This is a genomic window from Pandoraea sp. NE5, assembly GCF_024363545.1.
Lineage (GTDB): Bacteria > Pseudomonadota > Gammaproteobacteria > Burkholderiales > Burkholderiaceae > Pandoraea > Pandoraea cepalis.
Map to the genome: position 1 here is coordinate 3,234,301 of NZ_AP025517.1, position 18,306 is coordinate 3,252,606.

An 18,306-nucleotide genomic window follows, 5' to 3' on the forward strand; every position below is an offset into this window, starting at 1 on the left:
CCAGGAGTAGCTGCCGACGCCTCGCGTCGGCATTGGGTTCGTTGGTTCGTTTAAGTAGTGACGCTCGTTCAGCGTGTCAGTGCCACGTTGGCCGGCGTGCCAGCTTCGGCTATGTCGTCCACGGTCACCGCAATGGGCTCGTAAGGCAGCACGCCATCGAGCACTTTGTGGGCTCTCGCAAAGTCGACGTCTTTTTCCCACGCGGCCACGACGAGGGTCGCGACGCAGTTGCCCAACAGATTGGTGACGGCCCGCGCAATGCCTACGAACCAGTCGACCGGAAGGATCAGTACGAGGCCAATGACCGGGATGGCGGGAATGGCCGTGAGCGTCGCCGCCAGGATCACGATGGCCGACCCCGGAATGCCATGGGCCCCCTTGGACGTCAGCAGCGAGACGAGGATGACGAGGATCAGGTCATGGATGGACAACGGGGTGTTGGTCGCCTGGGCAATGAAGATGACGGCCAGCGTGAGGTAGATGGAAAAGCCATCGAGGTTGAAGGAGTAACCCGTAGGTATCACCAGACCCACGGTGGATTTTTTGATGCCCATCCACTCGAGCTTGCGCATGATGGCCGGCAATACGGCATCGGACGACGCGGTGCCCAACACGATGGACAACTCTTCACGGAAGTATTTGATGAACTTGAAGATGTTGAAGCCCGCCAGACGCAATACGGTACCCAGTACCACGGTGACGAAGACGAAGCAGCTCACGTAGAACACGAGCACGAGCATGCCAAGCTGCTTGAGCGACGACGCGCCGTATTTGCCGGTGGTGAACGCCACGGCACCCAAGACACCCAGCGGCGCGAGTCGGATGATGAACGCCATCACTCGGAAGAAAACGTGGCTCAGGTCTTCGATGAAGCGCGCGACAGGACGCCCACGCTCACCAAGGGCGGCCAAGGCACAGCCGAACATGACGGAGAAGACGAGAATCTGCAGGATGTCGCCTTTGGCAAAGGCGTCGGTGACGGTGTCGGGGATGATCTTCAACAGGAAGCCAGCGGTGTCCTGCAATCCCTTGGCATTCTCGGTGTACGCCGCCATCGCACTCGGATTGAGGCTGCGAACGTCGATGTTCATGCCCACGCCCGGATGCGTCGCCCAAGCCAGCAAAGCACCAATGACTAGCGCGAAGGTGGTGATGACTTCGAAGTACAAAACGGCCTTGACGCCAACCCGGCCGACTTTGCGCAAGTCACCCGCACTCGCCATGCCACTGACCACCACGCAGAAGACGATCGGTCCAATGACCATCTTGATGAGCTTCAGAAAGCCATCGCCCAACGGGCTCAATGACTCTCCCAAGTGCGGAAACCAAATGCCAAGCGCCACGCCAACGATCAGCGCAATGACGACTCGGCCAAACAACGAACGAAACAGCTTGGGCATGGTTTGTCTCCTCTGCCTGCAAAATCACTCTCTCGGATTTCGCAATCTCTACGCCTGACGGACTGCGCTCTCTGGGGGCTAATGTTTTCTACCGCAACCACAATTCGAATCAACACCCATCCATGTATTCAGACAAGTCATACCGGTCTGACCAGTGGTGTTATGGAGAATATTAGAAAGCCAATATGGTGGGGTCAAGACGTGTTTTCTGAGGGGATTCCCTAGGGCAGGGCGATGCCCCACGCAGCTTGGGCCAAGGGCGGCGATTCGCTCGCATTCGCCGGTTTTGTTGGGCGAATCCTCTGCAGTTTGTGTGAACTTCGATTTGGGACGGGCGGTCGCACTTGCGTAGGGTGCGCTGCCTCGACGCCCGGTGAAAGCCGCAAGGCAGTGTGCGCAGATCCCGCAATTTGTGCAGAAATAGGGGGCGCCATGCGAATGAAGGACACGGTGGTATTGGTTACCGGCAGTGCTCAGGGCATCGGACGCGCCATCGCGATCCGTCTCGCACAGGAGGGCGCACGCATCGTGGTGGAGGATCGGCAGCACAACGCGATGGCCGAACAGACGCTCGACGCGGTGCGCACGGCCGGTAGCGACGGCTGCGTGATCGCGGGAGATGTCGGTGTCGCCGCGGACGACCGCGCAGTGATTGCGCAAGCCGTCGAGGCCATGGGACGGGTCGATGTTCTGGTCAATAACGCGGGCGTGGAGCGGCGGGCGCCCTTTCTGGATGTGACGGAAGCGGACTACGACCTGGTGATGAATGTGAACCTGAAGGGGGCTTTCTTTCTCACACAGGCGTTTGTGCAGCACCTGCGCGACACGAAGCGCGGCGGGCGCATCGTCAACGTCAGCTCGGTTCACGAGGAGCTGCCGTTTCCGCATTTCACCAGTTACTGCGCCAGCAAGGGCGGCCTGAAGATGATGATGCGCAATCTCGCGATCGAACTCGCCCCGCTCGGTATTGCGGTCAACAACGTCGCGCCCGGCGCGGTCGGCACGGCGATCAATCATCAGCTCCTCGCCAATAAGGCGGAGCGCGACGCGCTGATCGCCAACATCCCCCTCGGGCGTCTCGCCGATCCGAGCGAAGTCGCCAACGCCGTGCTGTTCCTCGCCTCGCCGGACGCCAGTTATGTTACGGGCACTACGCTGTTCGTCGACGGCGGCCTGCTCTGGCGTTACGCGGAGCAATGACGATGACGGACACTGTACAACGCTCGCTGGCCGCCGGCGGCATGACGCCGGACGTCGCACATTCGGCACCGTCTGACGTACTCACCCCCGCCGATCGCTATCAGCAGTTGTTCGTCGACGTGCAGACGCAGCGCATTTTTCCCGACAGCAAGACGTTTGTGGACTGCGTGCCCACGCTGGCGCCGGACGAGATCCTGCGCCGCTATCGCGACGACGTCGCGAAACCCGGCTTCGACCTTGCGCGCTTCGTGTCGTCGTATTTCACCCTCGAACGCCCACCCGCCAGTCACTATGTCTCTGACCCAGGGCAGGGGCTCGTCGACCATATCGACGGACTCTGGGATGTCCTCACGCGCTTGCCCGAAACGCACCCGGCCTACAGCTCGCTGTTGCCACTCCCCCGGCCATATGTGGTGCCGGGCGGACGCTTCCACGAGCTTTATTACTGGGACTCGTATTTCACGATGCTTGGCCTGGCTTGCAGCGCCCGCCACGATTTGCTGGTGAGCATGGCCGATAATTTTTCTTTTCTCATCGACACTTACGGCCACATCCCGAACGGCAATCGCACTTACTACCTGAGCCGCTCGCAGCCGCCGATGTATGGACTGATGGTGGCGCTGTTCGAGTCGCACGGCGTGGCGCGCGCGATCCGGTATCTGCCCCACTTGCGTCGCGAGTACGACTTCTGGATGGACGGGGAGGCGTCGCTCGCCCCCGGCGATGCCTATCGCCATGTCGTGTGCCTGCCCGACGGCTCACGCCTCAATCGCTACTGGGACGAACGCGATACGCCGCGCGAGGAAGGGTATCTGGAAGATGTGAATACGGCGCTCCATGCGCCGGATCGTCCCGCTGCGCAGGTGTATCGCGATCTGCGCGCCGGCGCAGCCTCGGGCTGGGACTTCAGCTCGCGCTGGCTGGACGACGCGACCAACCTCGGTTCGATCCGCACGACCGCCTTCGTGCCCGTGGACCTGAATAGCTTCCTGTTTGCCTCTGAAGTGCAGATTTCCAGGCTGAGCGAGGCCAATGGCGACACGGAAAACGCCCGAGCCTTTGCCGCGCGTGCGCAAGCCCGGCGCGAGGCGATGACGCGCTATCTCTGGTGCGACGACGAGGGCGCATTCCTGGATTACGACTGGCAGCGCGGTGCGCCGCACCCGCGGTTGTCGGCCGCGCTCGCCACGCCACTCTTTGTTGGATTGGCCTCGCGTGAGCAAGCACGCCGCTCGGCGCAGACGATCGAGGATCGTCTCCTGGCCCCCGGAGGGCTGCGCACGACGCAGGCGTCCAGCCTGCAGCAATGGGATCCGCCGAATGGCTGGGCGCCGCTGCAATGGATCGCCATTCACGGGCTTCGTCAGTACGGCGAGCACAGGCTCGCGAACGATATCGCCCACCGCTGGCTCTCGACGGTCAGCGCGCTCTATGCTCGCGAAAGCAAGCTCGTCGAGAAGTACTCGCTGCATGCGAGCGATGCAATGTCGGCAAGCGGTGGGGGAGGCGGGGAGTACCCGCTTCAGGATGGCTTCGGCTGGACCAATGGGGTCGTGCGTCGCCTCCTCGGCGATCATCCCGAACACCCCGCCCACCAGGCGACGGCGCAAGGCCGCGCGCGCGGAGGCACGCGTCGATAGCGCCTGCCCTGCGCCCGTGCGCCGGGCGAACGGTAAGTCCCCACGCCGCCCGGGTTTGCTCACGCGTTGCCGGCTGAGCGCCTGGGGAGATATTTGGCGTCGTACAATGCGAGATACGTATACCCGCATTCCCTGTGAGGCCTCATGAAGCATTCGGCGCATGCCGTAACCGACGCCGCCGTCGCCATCATCCGCGAGCGCATCGAACGTCAGGTCTATCCGGCTGGCGCGATGCTCCCGTCACAACGCCAACTCGCCGAAGAGCTGACGATCAGTCGCGCCTCGCTGCGTGAGGCCCTGTCGACGCTCGAGGCGCTTGGCATGGTAGCGATCCGCCCCGGTAAAGGCGTTTATGTGAACGACGCCTCGGCGCGCCTGGGCGTCGCCTGGCGCTTCGCCGACCAGATCTCGCTCGCCGACACGTATCAGTTGCGCTATGCGCTCGAAGGCTTCTCCGCCCGCCTCGCCGCCCACGCGGCCAGCAATGGCGAGATCGAGTGGCTCACGGACAACGTGGAGGCGATGAAGGTCGCACTGGTCGACGGCGACGTCGACACGGCCGCCCAACTGGACTTTGCCTTCCACCTGCGCATCGTGGGACTCGCCGGAAACGGGGCCATCGCCGATATCCTGCGCGGCAGCACGGAGATTGTGATGGAAAGCCAGCGCCTTCCGTTCTATCAGCGCGAACTGGTGCTCTCCACCTATCATGAACATCTGGAGATACTCGACGCCCTGCGCCGCCGCGATGGCGCCGTCGCCGGGGCCGCCATGGAGCGCCATATCGTGCTGGCGGCCCAGCGGGCGGGCATCCATTTCCCTATCCCCTCTGCGTATCCGTCCCCAAACAGCCTCACCCCCAGGGAGAACGCAGAGCGTACTGGTGTTCCACATGTTCAGCTTTGAGATGATTGGGATTTGCGCTATACTTTGAAGGTTTTAGTCATTTAACCCTCACCCTAGCGCCTACCCGCCTGACATCTCGTCCGTAGCCCGAGCCTCCGCTGTGCGCATATTCCGCGCAATTCCGGTGCCCGCGCAAGTGTCATCGCGAGCGGACGATGGGGCTGGCAGCCGGGGTGAAACCTCCAGGAGTTTCCCGTGCTGCCGTCATTCCCACCCGCCATTCTCGCGCTCGCTGACGGCACGGTCTTTCGTGGGTACGCCATCGGCGCTGCCGGTCACACCATCGGTGAAGTGGTTTTCAACACCGCCATCACCGGCTATCAGGAAATCCTCACCGACCCCAGCTATGCGCGTCAGATCGTCACGTTGACGTATCCGCACATCGGCAACACGGGCGTCAACGGTGAAGACGTCGAAGCCACGAAAGTCCATGCCGCAGGCCTGATCATCAAGGATCTGCCGATCCTCGAGTCGAATTTCCGCGCCGACAGGACGCTGTCGCAATATCTGAAGGACGAGGGCGTTGTAGCCATCGCCGGTATCGACACGCGCCGCCTCACCCGTATTCTGCGCGAGAAGGGCGCCCAGAACGGCTGCATCCTCGCCGGAGAAGGCGCTGACGCGGCCAAGGCCATCGCGCTTGCCCAATCGTTCCCGGGCCTCGCCGGAATGGACCTTGCCAAGGTCGTCTCGACCACGGAGCCGTATTCGTGGACGGAAACGGAATGGCGCCTGGGCGAAGGCTACGGTGAACAGAAGGATCCGAAATTCCACGTGGTCGCACTGGACTACGGCGTCAAGCGCAACATCCTGCGCATGCTGGCCCAGCGCGGTTGCAAGGTCACGGTCCTGCCGGCGCAAAGCTCGGCCGACGACGTATTCGCGCTGAACCCGGACGGTGTGTTCCTCTCGAACGGCCCCGGCGACCCGGAACCTTGCGATTACGCCATCGCCGCCACGAAGACGTTCCTCGAACGCCGCATCCCGACCTTCGGCATCTGCCTCGGCCACCAGATCATGGGTCTGGCCGTCGGCGCGAAGACGCTGAAGATGAAGACCGGTCACCACGGCGCCAACCATCCGGTCAAGGATCTCGCGACCGGCCGTGTGGTCATCACGTCGCAAAACCATGGCTTCGCCGTGGATGCCAATAGCCTGCCGGCCAACGCGCGCGTCTCGCACGTGTCGCTGTTCGATGGCACGCTGCAAGGCTTCGAGCTGACGGATCGCCCGGCCTTCTGCTTCCAGGGACACCCGGAAGCCTCGCCCGGCCCGCACGACATCGGCTATCTGTTCGATCGCTTCGTGCAGTCGATGGTCGACGCGAAGCAGCCCGCGTAAGGCCTGGCACGACGAGATACGGATAAGGGAACGCTCAACATGCTCGGAAACTCGATCGGCATCGTCAACCTCTGGACCTACCTGGCCGGGGTGGTGGTGATCATTCTGCTGCCAGGGCCGAACTCGCTCTATGTGCTGTCGGTGGCAGCGCAGCGCGGGGTTCGCCAGGGCTACGCAGGCGCATGCGGCGTGTTCCTCGGCGACACGATCCTCATGACCCTGTCGGCCGCCGGCGTGGCGTCGCTGCTGCATGCGCAGCCGGCGCTGTTCTTCGTGGTGAAGTATCTCGGCGCCGCCTATCTTTGCTGGATGGGCGTGAACATGCTGCGCGGAGCCATCGCCAACGCGCGGGCCGCACGCGCCAACGCCGGGACGGCCGTCGCCGCGCCCAAGCCAGTCGACGCGGATCACCCGTTCAAGCGGGCGCTGTTCATCAGCCTGCTCAACCCGAAGGCGATCCTGTTCTGCGTGTCGTTTTTCATCCAGTTCGTCGATCCGGGCTACGCCTACCCCGCCGTGTCGTTTGCGGTGCTGGGCGCGATCGTGCAGACCTGCAGTTTCCTGTATCTGAGCACGCTGATCCTGGCCGGTTACCGCCTGGCCGAGCACTTCCGGCAACGTCGCCGGTTGAGCGCCGGGGCGACCGGCGGCGTGGGCGCGCTGTTCGTCGGCTTCGGTGTGAAGCTCGCGACCGCGACGCTGAGTTAAATTTTTGTTGAGAACGTTATGCCAAAGCGCACAGACATCAAGAGCATCCTCATCATTGGCGCCGGTCCGATCATCATCGGTCAGGCATGCGAATTCGACTATTCCGGCGCACAGGCCTGCAAGGCGCTGCGCGAGGAAGGCTTCAAGGTCATCCTGATCAACAGCAACCCCGCCACGATCATGACCGACCCGGACACGGCCGATGTGACCTACATCGAACCGATTACCTGGGAAGTCGTCGAGCGCATCATCGCCAAGGAACGCCCGGATGCCATCCTGCCGACCATGGGTGGCCAGACCGCGCTGAACTGCGCGCTCGACCTGCACAAGCATGGCGTGCTCGATAAGTACAAGGTCGAGCTGATCGGCGCGTCGCCGGAAGCCATCGACAAGGCCGAAGACCGCCTGAAGTTCAAGGACGCGATGACCAAGATCGGTCTCGGGTCGGCCAAGTCGGGCATCGCCCATTCAATGGAAGATGCGCTCGCCGTGCAGGCGCAGATCATGGCCGAGATCGGCGGCAGCGGCTATCCAATGGTGATCCGTCCGTCGTTCACGCTCGGCGGCTCGGGCGGCGGCATCGCCTACAACCGCGAAGAGTTCGAAGAGATCTGCAAGCGCGGTCTCGACCTCTCGCCCACGCGTGAACTGCTCATCGAAGAGTCGCTGCTGGGCTGGAAAGAGTACGAGATGGAAGTCGTGCGCGACCGCGCCGACAACTGCATCATCGTCTGCTCGATCGAGAACCTCGACCCGATGGGCGTGCACACCGGCGATTCGATTACCGTAGCACCCGCCCAGACGCTGACCGACAAGGAATACCAACTGCTGCGTAACGCGTCGCTGGCAGTGCTGCGCGAAATCGGCGTGGAGACGGGCGGCTCGAACGTTCAGTTCTCGATCAACCCGAAGGACGGCCGCATGGTCGTCATCGAAATGAACCCGCGCGTGTCGCGCTCTTCGGCACTGGCGTCGAAGGCGACCGGCTTCCCGATCGCCAAGATCGCCGCCAAGCTGGCCGTCGGCTACACGCTCGACGAGCTGCGCAACGAGATCACCGGCGGTGCTACACCGGCTTCGTTTGAGCCGACCATCGACTATGTCGTGACCAAGGTACCGCGTTTCGCCTTCGAGAAGTTCCGCGAAGCCGACGCGCGCCTGACCACGCAGATGAAGTCGGTCGGCGAAGTGATGGCCATGGGCCGCACGTTCCAGGAGTCGTTCCAGAAGGCCATGCGTGGCCTGGAAGTCGGGGTGGATGGTCTGGACGAAAAGTCGACCGACCGCGACGAGATCGTGGCCGAGATCGGCGAGCCGGGCCCCGACCGCATTTGGTACGTGGGCGACGCGTTCCGTCTGGGCATGAGCCTGGAAGAGGTGTACGCCGAGACGGCCATCGACCCGTGGTTCCTCGCTCAGCTCGAAGCCATCGTCAAGAAGGAACAGGCGTTGGCCGGCCGTACGCTGGAGAGCCTGTCGACCGACGAGCTGCGCTTCCTCAAGCAAAGCGGCTTCTCGGATCGCCGCCTCGCCAAGCTGCTCGGCACCGACCAGACGGCCGTGCGCCAAGCCCGTATCGCACAGAAGGTGCGCCCGGTCTACAAGCGCGTGGACACCTGCGCTGCCGAATTCTCGACCGACACGGCCTACATGTACTCGACCTATGAGGAAGAGTGCGAAGCCCAGCCGACCAACAAGAAGAAGGTCATGGTGCTGGGCGGTGGTCCGAACCGTATCGGCCAGGGGATCGAGTTCGATTACTGCTGTGTGCACGCGGCGCTCGCACTGCGTGAAGACGGCTACGAGACCATCATGGTCAACTGCAACCCGGAAACGGTGTCGACGGACTACGACACGTCGGATCGTCTGTACTTCGAACCGGTGACGCTGGAAGACGTGCTCGAAATCGTCGACCTCGAAAAGCCGGTCGGCGTGATCGTGCAGTACGGCGGTCAGACCCCGCTCAAGCTGGCCCTCGATCTCGAAGCGAACGGTGTGCCCATCGTCGGCACCAGCCCCGACATGATCGACGCGGCCGAAGACCGCGAGCGCTTCCAGAAGCTGCTGCAGGACCTGGGCCTGCGCCAGCCGCCGAACCGCACGGCGCGCGCCGAGGACGAAGCGCTCAAGCTCGCCGCCGAGATCGGCTACCCGCTGGTGGTGCGTCCCTCGTATGTGCTGGGCGGGCGTGCGATGGAAATCGTCCACGAGCCGCGTGACCTCGAGCGCTACATGCGCGAAGCCGTCAAGGTCAGCCACGACAGCCCGGTGCTGCTCGATCGCTTCCTCGACGACGCCATCGAATGCGATGTGGATTGCATCTCCGACGGCACGGACGTCTATATCGGCGGCGTGATGGAACACATCGAACAGGCTGGCGTCCACTCGGGCGACTCGGCTTGCTCGCTGCCCCCGTACACGCTCTCCGCGCCGACCGTGGCCGAACTCAAGCGGCAGACGGCCGCCATGGCCCGCGCCCTCAACGTGATCGGCCTGATGAATGTGCAGTTCGCGATCCAGCAGGGCAACGGGGTCGACACGATCTACGTGCTCGAAGTGAACCCGCGCGCCTCGCGTACGGTGCCCTACGTATCGAAGGCGACCGGTCGTCAATTGGCCAAGATCGCCGCGCGTGCCATGGTCGGTCAGTCGCTCAAGTCGCAAAACGTGACGAGCGAAGTCGTGCCGCCGTACTTCAGCGTCAAGGAAGCCGTGTTCCCGTTCGTGAAGTTCCCGGGCGTCGACCCGGTGCTTGGACCGGAAATGCGCTCGACGGGCGAAGTGATGGGCGTGGGCCGCACGTTCGGCGAGGCGCTGTTCAAGTCGCAACTGGCCGCGGGCTCGCGCCTGCCGGCCTCGGGCACGGTGCTGCTCACGGTGAAGGACGCCGACAAGCCACGCGCGGTTGAAGTGGCCCGCATGCTGCACGCGCTGGGTTACCCGATCGTGGCCACGCGTGGCACCGCCGCGGCTATCGACGCCGCCGGCATCCCGGTGCGCGTGGTCAACAAGGTGAAGGACGGCCGTCCGCACATTGTCGACATGATCAAGAACGGCGAGATCGCGCTGGTGTTCACCACGGTGGACGAGACGCGCACGGCGATTGCCGATTCCCGCTCGATCCGCATGTCGGCGCAAGCGCACAAGGTTACGTACTACACGACGATCTCGGGTGCCCGTGCCGCCGTGGAAGGCCTGAAGTATCTGCAGAATCTCGAGGTCTACGACCTGCAGGGCCTGCACGCCTTGCTGCCGGCCTGATTGCGCAAGGCCTGAGCGGTTACGCTGCAAGAAATGGCGCGCTCGGCAGGGAACCGATCCCCGTCGGACGCGCCAAATGGTGCATAGCTGTTGCAATGTCGTGCGGCCGGCCCTGTGGTTGGCGGCCTCGACAACTCTGCTACACTAACGCCACATAGGTGTCACAGCCGCGGTCAAGCGGCGTTCGCAAACCAGTGCGAATGCGGCTTTGCTGCGGCAATTTTTTTGTCTTTCGGAACAACGCGTATGAGTACCATTCCTCTGACCAAGCGGGGCGCCGAGCTGCTCAAAGAAGAGCTGCACCGCCTGAAGACCGTCGAACGTCCGGCCGTGATCACTGCGATTGCTGAAGCTCGTGCGCAGGGCGATCTGTCGGAAAATGCGGAATACGACGCCGCCAAGGAAAAGCAGGGCTTTATCGAGGGGCGTATCGCCGATCTCGAATCCAAGCTCTCCGCCGCGCAGATCATCGACCCGTCGTTGCTCGACGCCGAGGGGCGCGTGGTGTTTGCCGCCACCGTCGAACTCGAAGACCTCGACAACGGCGGCACGGTGCTGTACCAGATCGTCGGCGACGACGAAGCCGATCTGGAACACGGCAAGATCTCGGTGAGTTCGCCGATCGCACGTGCCCTCATTGGCAAGTACGCTGGCGATGTGGCCGAAGTGCAGGCCCCGAGCGGCGTGCGTGAGTACGAGATCATCGATGTCCGCTACGTCTGACGTAACGTCCGCCCGCGGCGCACCGCGGCTGGAACGGCTGTTCCGCCTGATTGCGACCCTCTGGTGCGGTAGTCAGTGGGCGATCGGCTATGTCGTGGCGCCCACGCTCTTCGCAGTGCTGGAATCGCGCACCATGGCCGGAACGGTCGCCGGTCGCCTGTTTCACACGCAAGCCTGGATAAGTCTCGTCTGCGGCGTGCTGCTGGTCTGGCTGGCGACGGCGCTGATTGCGCGTGCGGGCGACGCCCAAGCGGCACGCAGCTATCGCGGACTGCGGTGGCTGGCGGTGGCGATGATGGTCTGTGTGCTGATCGCCTCGTTCGGCCTCCAGCCGTTGATGGCGGATCTGCGCGCGCAGGCGGACGCGGCGGGCGTGGAGATCGGCCAGTCGGCGTTCGCTGCACGTTTTGGCATGCTTCACGGTATTTCGAGCGGCATCTACCTGCTGCAAAGCCTGCTCGGCATGGCACTGATCTGGCGTCAGCCGGTGCGTAGCTGAGTGTCGCAGGGGTGCGGCGACGCTGGCTTCGCAGCCAATCCGATCGCGGCATCCATAAAAAAACGCGCCTGTTGTCCGGGCGCGTTTTTTCGAGAACTGGCGGCGGTGTGCCGTTCGCTCAGTCGTTGCGTTGGCGTTTGACGCTGGTCTGGCGCTTTTTGGCCTTCTTGACGATGCCGCCAGCGGTCATGCGTTCGTTGCCGCGAACGGTCACTTTCTTGACGGTCGGACGGCGTCCCGCGTTGGTGCTGGTCTTGACGACCGTGACAGTGCGCGGGGCACGGCCCTTGACCGTCGCACCCGTACCGCCGGTCCGGGAGCGAACCGGCGCTTCCGTTTCGTCCGGCGTCGGGCGGTACAGAACAAGCAGCTTGCCGATGTGTTGTACCGGCGCTGCGCCGAGTTGATCGCAGATGGCTTCGTAGATGGCCACGCGTGCATCGCGTTCGTCGCCGAACACACGTACCTTGATCAGTTCGTGAGCCTTCAGGGCGCCGTCGATTTCCTTGAGCACCGCCGGCGTCAAGCCGTCGGCGCCAATCAGAACAACGGGATTCAGCGCATGGGCGGTGGAGCGCAAGTCGGCGCGTTGCGCCGGGGTCAGGGTCAGGGCGGGCATAGAGGACAGACGAGACAAACGAGTTAGGATGCACCCGTACGCGGCGGCCGGCGCACCTGCAAATACCAGAGGCCGACTCGCGCATTTTGGGCGCGCAAGGGCCTATTATCCTGCAAAATCGCAGCGTTTTTGAAGAATTATGGCAAAAAACCGTTTCAGCCACGCCTGGCTGCACGATCACATCAACGATCCCTACGTCAAAATGGCGCAGCGCGAGGGCTATCGTGCCCGCGCGGCCTACAAACTCAAGGAGATCGACGAGCAGGACCGGCTGATCAAGCCCGGTCAGGTCATTGTCGACCTGGGCGCGACGCCCGGGAGCTGGAGTCAGTACGCGCGCAACAAGCTCGCGGGCGGCAAGCGCACGGAAGGGGGTATCGACGGCACGATCATCGCGCTGGACATCCTGCCGATGGCGCCGATCGCCGACGTCACCTTCCTGCAGGGTGACTTCCGCGAGGACAGCGTGCTCGTGCAGCTCGAAGAAATCCTCGCCGGACGCAAAGTCGACCTTGTAGTTTCCGATATGGCCCCCAACTTGTCGGGGGTAGCGTCGGCCGATGCAGCGCGGATCGAGCATTTGTGCGATCTGGCGATGGATTTTGCTCAGCGACACCTGAAACCGGAGGGTGCATTGCTGGTCAAATGTTTTCACGGCAGTGGCTACAGCCAGATTGTCGAAAAATTCAAGCACCAGTTCAAAACCGTGGCGCCGCGCAAGCCAAAGGCGTCCCGAGATAAATCTTCCGAAACGTTCATTTTGGGACGAGGATTGAAAAATCCGGCTTGATGCCCGTCAAACCAGCGCTCTGGCGCTATGGCGGCGGTAAAGAATCACTATGGCGGTGCGCCTGCGAGTGGATTAGAATGAATTCCTGGCGCGAAGCGATTTCATGAAGGAGCAACGCTTTGAACAATAATATGTTTTCCAAAGCGGCGGTGTGGTTGGTCATCGCGCTGGTCTTGTTTACTGTGTTTAAACAGTTCGACAAGCCGCACGTCCAGGAAGGCGTGACGTACTCCCAGTTCATGGACGATGCCAAAAATGGCAAGGTCAAGAACGTGATAGTGCAAGGGCGCAGCCTTCAGGTGACGCCCAGCGACGGCCAGAAATACACCATCGTGTCGCCCGGCGACATCTGGATGGTGGGCGACCTCATGAAGTATGGCGTTCAAGTTTCGGGCAAAGCCGATGACGAACCGAACGCGCTCATGTCCGTGCTCTACTACCTCGGACCCACGTTGCTGATCATCGGCTTCTGGTTCTACATGATGCGGCAGATGCAGGGCGGGGGTAAGGGCGGTGCCTTTTCCTTCGGCAAATCCCGCGCGCGCCTCATCGACGAGAATGCCAATCCCGTGACGTTTGCCGACGTCGCCGGTTGCGACGAAGCCAAATATGAAGTCGGCGAGTTGGTCGACTTCCTGAAAGACCCTCAGAAATTCCAGAAGCTCGGCGGTCGTATCCCGCGCGGTGTGCTGCTCGTCGGCCCGCCGGGAACCGGTAAGACGCTGCTTGCCCGCGCCATCGCCGGCGAGGCCAAGGTGCCGTTCTTCAGCATCTCGGGTTCCGACTTCGTGGAAATGTTCGTCGGCGTGGGGGCGGCCCGCGTCCGCGACATGTTTGAAAACGCGAAGAAACAATCGCCGTGTATCGTGTTCATCGACGAAATCGACGCGGTCGGCCGCCATCGTGGCGCCGGCATGGGCGGCGGTAACGACGAACGCGAGCAAACGCTGAACCAGATGCTCGTCGAGATGGATGGCTTCGAAGCCAACTCGGGCGTGATCGTGATCGCCGCGACGAACCGGTCGGACGTGCTCGACAAGGCGTTGCTGCGCCCGGGCCGCTTCGACCGTCAGGTCTACGTCGGGCTGCCGGACATCCGCGGCCGTGAGCAGATCCTGAAGGTGCACCTGCGCAAGGTGCCGATCTCGAACGACGTCGACGCTTCGGTCATCGCGCGCGGAACGCCGGGCATGTCGGGCGCCGATCTGGCGAACCTCGTGAACGAAGCCGCGCTGTTCGCGGCGCGCCGTAACAAGCGCATCGTCGAAATGCTCGATTTCGAAGACGCGAAGGACAAGATCTTCATGGGTCCGGAGCGCAAGTCGGCCGTGATGCGCGACGAAGAGCGACGTGCCACGGCGTATCACGAGTCGGGTCACGCGGTGGTGGCAATGCTGCTGCCGGGTGCCGATCCGGTGCACAAGGTCACGATCATCCCGCGCGGCTGGGCTCTGGGCCTGACGATGCAGTTGCCGGAACACGACAAGTACTCGGAGTATCGCGACACGATGCTCACGCAGATCGCCATCCTGTTCGGTGGCCGTGCGGCAGAGGAAGTGTTCATCAACAAGATGTCGACGGGCGCTTCGAACGACTTCGAGCGTGCCACCAAGCTCGCCCGCGACATGGTGACACGTTACGGGATGTCGGACGCCCTGGGACCGATGGTCTACGTCGACACGGAGCAAGACTCGGTGTTCGGCCGGATGTCCGCCAAGTCCGTGTCGGAAGCCACGCAGCAGAAGGTCGACGGGGAAGTTCGCCGCATTCTGGACGAACAGTACGCCCTGGCCAAGACGTTGCTGCAAGACAACCGCGACAAGGTCGAATCGATGACCCAGGCGCTGATGGAATGGGAAACGATCGACGGCGAGCAAATCGGCGACATCATGGATGGTCGTCCGCCGCGTCCGCCGAAGAACGGTCCGACGAACGGTGGCGCGTCGGGCGGCAATCCGCCGCTCAAGCCCAGCAACACCCCGGCGACCGTCTAAACGCGTAAAAGCCTGGCACGCGCAAGCGCTGCCATCCCAGAAAGGCCGGCATTGCGCCGGCCTTTTTGCGTTCAGACGCGGTGGCGCTGCCCGCTGCCCGCTGCCCGCCGCCGAGCGCGGAACGCGACGAATATCGGTGTTACCGAGTGTTTCGATGGTCGATGTGACGGGTGATTCCGGTAACATTACGCCCATACGCAGCGTCCGGTATCTCGGGCGCGCAGGTCCGGTCCTGGCGAACGGGCCGCTATATTTGGCCTTATTGAGCAGAGCTTCCGAATGTCCTCCGAGCCGTCGCAATCCCTTCCTCCCATGTCCCCTGACGCCGACGATATCGTCGAGGCAGGCGCGTTACCGGACGTCCCGGCCCCCCCCGCCACGCTGGCCTTCGGCCCACGTTTCCAGCTCGATGGCCGCCGCGTGCATGTCATGGGCATCCTGAATGTCACGCCCGACTCATTTTCCGATGGCGGCAAGTTTGTCGCGCGCGACGCCGCTCTGCGCCATGCTGAACAGTTGATTGCCGACGGCGTCGACATTCTCGATATCGGCGGGGAATCGACCCGTCCGGGCGCCGAAGCGCTGTCGGAAGCCGCCGAACTCGAACGCGTCGTACCGATCGTCGAAGCGCTGCGCGATTGCGGCGTGCCGCTCTCGGTCGATACCTATAAGCCGGGCGTGATGCGCGCGGTGCTCGCGGCTGGCGCGGACATGATCAACGACATCTGGGGGTTCCAGCAGCCCGGTGCCATCGACGCGGTGCGCGAGAGCGAAGCCGCACTGTGCGTCATGCACATGCTGCACGACCCGAAGACCATGCAGGACGCACCAATCTACACCGACGTTGTCACCGAGGTCGCCGCGTTCCTCGACGGCCGGGTGGACGCACTGCTTTCGGCCGGTGTTGCGCCGTCGCGTCTGTACCTCGACCCGGGATTCGGCTTCGGCAAGAATCTCGCCCATAATCTCGCACTGCTCAAACACTTGCGTGTGCTGTCGCGCGATGGATTGCCGTTGCTCGTTGGCATGTCGCGAAAGCGGATGCTCGGCGAAATTACCGGGCGTCAGGCGCCATTGGAGCGACGGGTGGCCAGCGTCGCCGCAGCGATGTGTGCCGCGCAGCAGGGCGCGGCCATCGTGCGCGTGCACGACGTCGCCGAGACGGTCGATGCGCTCAAGGTCTGGCACGCCGTGCGCGACGCCGAGTAACCCTGCTGCGGGCAAACCCGCCGGAAGGCCCCACCGCCGCAAGCCAATGGGGACCCAGCGGGGACGCGCGCCGGCGATAATGGCGGGGGCGGTGGCCCCCCACCGTCTGACGGCGGCACATATAAAGATTGAACGACGCGCGCGTCCGGTCTCTCATCCGGCGCAGCGCCTCAACTGGGAACGATGCAACGATGAAACGACGCTATTTTGGGACCGACGGGATTCGCGGTACGGTGGGCGAAAGTCCGATCACGCCAGAGTTCGTGCTGCGACTCGGTTATGCCGCGGGTCGCGTGCTGGCCGGCAACCAAACGCTGGGCCGTCCGACGGTGTTGATCGGCAAGGACACGCGCGTCTCCGGCTATATGCTCGAAGCCGCGCTGGAAGCCGGTTTTGCGGCGGCCGGCGTCGACACCATGATGGCGGGCCCGATGCCCACGCCCGCCGTAGCCTACCTCACCCGGGCGCTGCGCCTGGCGGCTGGCGTGGTGATCAGCGCGTCGCACAACCCGTACCACGACAACGGCATCAAATTCTTCTCGGCGGATGGTAACAAGCTGCCGGACCAGACCGAACTGGCCATCGAAGCCGAACTCGACAATCCGATGACCTGCGTGCGCTCCGAGCAACTCGGCAAGGCGCGTCGTCTGGACGATGCCGCGGGCCGCTACATCGAATTCTGCAAGAGTACGTTCCCGAACGACTTCGACTTGCGCGGCATGAAGATCGTGGTCGATTGCGCCAATGGCGCCGCGTATCACATCGCGCCCCATGTGTTCCACGAGTTGGGCGCCGAGGTTATCGCGATCGGCAACCAGCCGAACGGTTTCAACATCAACGAGGACTGCGGGGCGACGGCGCCGGATGCGCTTATGCGCGCCGTGCGTGCGAATCACGCGGATCTTGGCGTGGCGCTCGATGGCGATGCTGATCGCCTGCAGATCGTCGACGGTGCGGGACGTCTCTACAACGGCGACGAGCTGCTGTATCTGTTGGTGAAGGACCGGCTGGACAATGGCGGTGTGCCGGGTGCCGTGGGCACGTTGATGACCAATATGGCCGTCGAAGTCGCCCTCAAGGGCCTCGGGGTGCCGTTCGTGCGCGCCAAGGTCGGCGACCGTTACGTGCTCGAGCAACTGCACAAGCACGGTTGGCAGATTGGCGCGGAGGGCTCCGGCCACATTTTGTGTCTGGACAAGCACACGACGGGCGACGGCATCATCTCGGCCTTGCAAGTGCTGGCGGCGATCCGTCGCGCGGGCAACCCGCCGCTGGCGAAGCTGCTCGACGGCGTGCGCCTGTTCCCGCAACAAATGATCAACGTCCGTACGCCGGCCGGCTACGACTGGCAGAGCGATGCGCGCCTGTCCGACGAGCGCAACGCCGTCGAATCTCAGTTGGGAGATACGGGGCGCGTGCTCATTCGCGCATCGGGCACCGAGCCCGTGCTGCGCGTGATGGTGGAAGCCCGCGAAGCTTCCCAAGCCACGTCCTTCGCCCAGCATCTGGCCGACGTCGTCAAATCGGCCGCCTGAGCGTTCCCTGAGCGCCCGGTCTGCCATCCGTCCTGGCAGGGCCGTGCCCCCCCGAGTGGGGCGGCACGGCAGACAACGCCGAATCCCCCTCATCGAAGTCGATCCCGCGGGCGCAAGCGCCGGTCAACGCGTTGTCGCACCCCTGCGGTTCAGGCTTCCCATCATGGCAATCGGATCAACCCGATATTTCCATTTGTGACACGGTGGCCTAGGATGGTTAGACGGTTTGCACCCGTGTCACGGCGCTGACATGTGTCCCGAATTGGGCGTTTTGCGCGATGGCATGTGCTTGGAGATACCCTAAACCCTTGCCAGACAAGGCTTTTTGGTCCCAACGAGAGGCGAGAGATGCCTCCGGCAACGTGACGATCCCGAGTCAACTTTATGACGCCGATATTGTGAGCTTTCACAGATGACACATGATTGTCACATTCGGACTCTATTCTTCGAGCCAACCACACGCTGTATCCACACCAACTCG

14 protein-coding genes are annotated in these 18,306 nt (G+C 63.2%); 12 read left to right on the top strand and 2 right to left on the bottom strand.

All coding sequences use genetic code 11. The features are described from left to right. Nucleotides 1-68: 68 nt before the first annotated feature. On the bottom strand, nt 69-1,400 hold the full coding sequence (locus PanNE5_RS14735; RefSeq protein WP_017231914.1) for a C4-dicarboxylate transporter DctA: 1,332 nt from the start codon (nt 1,398-1,400) through the stop codon (nt 69-71). 432 nt (nt 1,401-1,832) lie between these two features. Here PanNE5_RS14735 and PanNE5_RS14740 point away from each other — a divergent pair, with 432 nt between their 5' ends. The 8 genes from PanNE5_RS14740 (at nt 1,833) to PanNE5_RS14775 (ending at nt 11,678) form a co-directional block, all read left to right on the top strand. Then, nucleotides 1,833-2,600, top strand: coding sequence for an SDR family NAD(P)-dependent oxidoreductase (locus tag PanNE5_RS14740; RefSeq protein ID WP_026131594.1), 768 nt, complete (start codon nt 1,833-1,835; stop codon nt 2,598-2,600). Further along, complete coding sequence (gene treF, locus PanNE5_RS14745) at nt 2,597-4,240, top strand: alpha,alpha-trehalase TreF (RefSeq protein WP_017231912.1); 1,644 nt, start codon at nt 2,597-2,599, stop codon at nt 4,238-4,240. The genes PanNE5_RS14740 and treF overlap by 4 nt, the downstream gene beginning before the upstream one ends. A 144-nt stretch (nt 4,241-4,384) precedes the next feature. Continuing rightward, nucleotides 4,385-5,146 carry a FadR/GntR family transcriptional regulator gene (locus PanNE5_RS14750; protein ID WP_017231911.1) on the top strand — a complete coding sequence of 254 codons (762 nt, stop codon included), beginning with the start codon at nt 4,385-4,387 and terminating at the stop codon, nt 5,144-5,146. 195 nt (nt 5,147-5,341) lie between these two features. Further along, nucleotides 5,342-6,487, top strand: coding sequence for a glutamine-hydrolyzing carbamoyl-phosphate synthase small subunit (gene carA / locus PanNE5_RS14755; RefSeq protein WP_017231910.1), 1,146 nt, complete (start codon nt 5,342-5,344; stop codon nt 6,485-6,487). 39 nt (nt 6,488-6,526) lie between these two features. Next, entirely contained in the window at nt 6,527-7,195 is a 669-nt protein-coding gene (gene leuE, locus PanNE5_RS14760; RefSeq protein WP_150562794.1) for a leucine efflux protein LeuE, read from the top strand. An 18-nt stretch (nt 7,196-7,213) separates the two neighbouring features. Then, the gene (gene carB, locus PanNE5_RS14765) at nt 7,214-10,456 is read left to right on the top strand and encodes a carbamoyl-phosphate synthase large subunit (RefSeq protein ID WP_017231908.1); all 3,243 of its coding nucleotides are present in this window, start codon (nt 7,214-7,216) and stop codon (nt 10,454-10,456) included. Nucleotides 10,457-10,702: 246 nt separating this feature from the next. Continuing rightward, nucleotides 10,703-11,179 (top strand): transcription elongation factor GreA, encoded by a 477-nt coding sequence (greA, locus tag PanNE5_RS14770; RefSeq protein WP_017231907.1) that lies wholly within the window; start codon nt 10,703-10,705, stop codon nt 11,177-11,179. Beyond that, complete coding sequence (locus PanNE5_RS14775; RefSeq protein WP_261938233.1) at nt 11,163-11,678, top strand: DUF4149 domain-containing protein; 516 nt, start codon at nt 11,163-11,165, stop codon at nt 11,676-11,678. Before greA ends, PanNE5_RS14775 begins: the two co-directional genes overlap by 17 nt. Before the next feature lie 118 nt (nt 11,679-11,796). On the opposite strand, the gene yhbY is transcribed toward PanNE5_RS14775, so the two are convergent. After that, nucleotides 11,797-12,297 (bottom strand): ribosome assembly RNA-binding protein YhbY, encoded by a 501-nt coding sequence (gene yhbY / locus PanNE5_RS14780; RefSeq protein ID WP_017231905.1) that lies wholly within the window; start codon nt 12,295-12,297, stop codon nt 11,797-11,799. Nucleotides 12,298-12,436: 139 nt separating this feature from the next. Between yhbY and PanNE5_RS14785 the strand changes: the two genes are divergently transcribed. The 4 genes from PanNE5_RS14785 (at nt 12,437) to glmM (ending at nt 17,825) form a co-directional block, all read left to right on the top strand. Then, the gene (locus PanNE5_RS14785) at nt 12,437-13,087 is read left to right on the top strand and encodes an RlmE family RNA methyltransferase (protein WP_017231904.1); all 651 of its coding nucleotides are present in this window, start codon (nt 12,437-12,439) and stop codon (nt 13,085-13,087) included. Nucleotides 13,088-13,206: 119 nt separating this feature from the next. Continuing rightward, nucleotides 13,207-15,081, top strand: coding sequence for an ATP-dependent zinc metalloprotease FtsH (gene ftsH / locus PanNE5_RS14790; protein WP_261938234.1), 1,875 nt, complete (start codon nt 13,207-13,209; stop codon nt 15,079-15,081). A gap of 312 nt (nt 15,082-15,393) precedes the next feature. Continuing rightward, a complete protein-coding gene (folP, locus tag PanNE5_RS14795; protein WP_410007531.1) occupies nt 15,394-16,290 on the top strand; it encodes a dihydropteroate synthase in 897 nt (298 codons plus the stop codon). A 191-nt stretch (nt 16,291-16,481) separates the two neighbouring features. Then, nucleotides 16,482-17,825 (top strand): phosphoglucosamine mutase, encoded by a 1,344-nt coding sequence (gene glmM / locus PanNE5_RS14800; protein WP_150562791.1) that lies wholly within the window; start codon nt 16,482-16,484, stop codon nt 17,823-17,825. The last annotated feature ends 481 nt before the right edge of the window (nt 17,826-18,306 follow it).

Bases quoted from the DNA above. Each gene is read 5' to 3' on its own strand.
- treF (WP_017231912.1), top strand. From the start codon at position 2,597: ATGACGATGACGGACACTGTACAACGCTCGCTGGCCGCCGGCGGCATG.
- carB (WP_017231908.1), top strand. From the start codon at position 7,214: ATGCCAAAGCGCACAGACATCAAGAGCATCCTCATCATTGGCGCCGGT.
- yhbY (WP_017231905.1), bottom strand. From the start codon at position 12,297: ATGCCCGCCCTGACCCTGACCCCGGCGCAACGCGCCGACTTGCGCTCC.
- PanNE5_RS14740 (WP_026131594.1), top strand. From the start codon at position 1,833: ATGCGAATGAAGGACACGGTGGTATTGGTTACCGGCAGTGCTCAGGGC.
- PanNE5_RS14735 (WP_017231914.1), bottom strand. From the start codon at position 1,400: ATGCCCAAGCTGTTTCGTTCGTTGTTTGGCCGAGTCGTCATTGCGCTG.
- PanNE5_RS14775 (WP_261938233.1), top strand. From the start codon at position 11,163: ATGTCCGCTACGTCTGACGTAACGTCCGCCCGCGGCGCACCGCGGCTG.
- PanNE5_RS14750 (WP_017231911.1), top strand. From the start codon at position 4,385: ATGAAGCATTCGGCGCATGCCGTAACCGACGCCGCCGTCGCCATCATC.
- PanNE5_RS14785 (WP_017231904.1), top strand. From the start codon at position 12,437: ATGGCAAAAAACCGTTTCAGCCACGCCTGGCTGCACGATCACATCAAC.
- greA (WP_017231907.1), top strand. From the start codon at position 10,703: ATGAGTACCATTCCTCTGACCAAGCGGGGCGCCGAGCTGCTCAAAGAA.
- leuE (WP_150562794.1), top strand. From the start codon at position 6,527: ATGCTCGGAAACTCGATCGGCATCGTCAACCTCTGGACCTACCTGGCC.
- glmM (WP_150562791.1), top strand. From the start codon at position 16,482: ATGAAACGACGCTATTTTGGGACCGACGGGATTCGCGGTACGGTGGGC.
- folP (WP_410007531.1), top strand. From the start codon at position 15,394: ATGTCCCCTGACGCCGACGATATCGTCGAGGCAGGCGCGTTACCGGAC.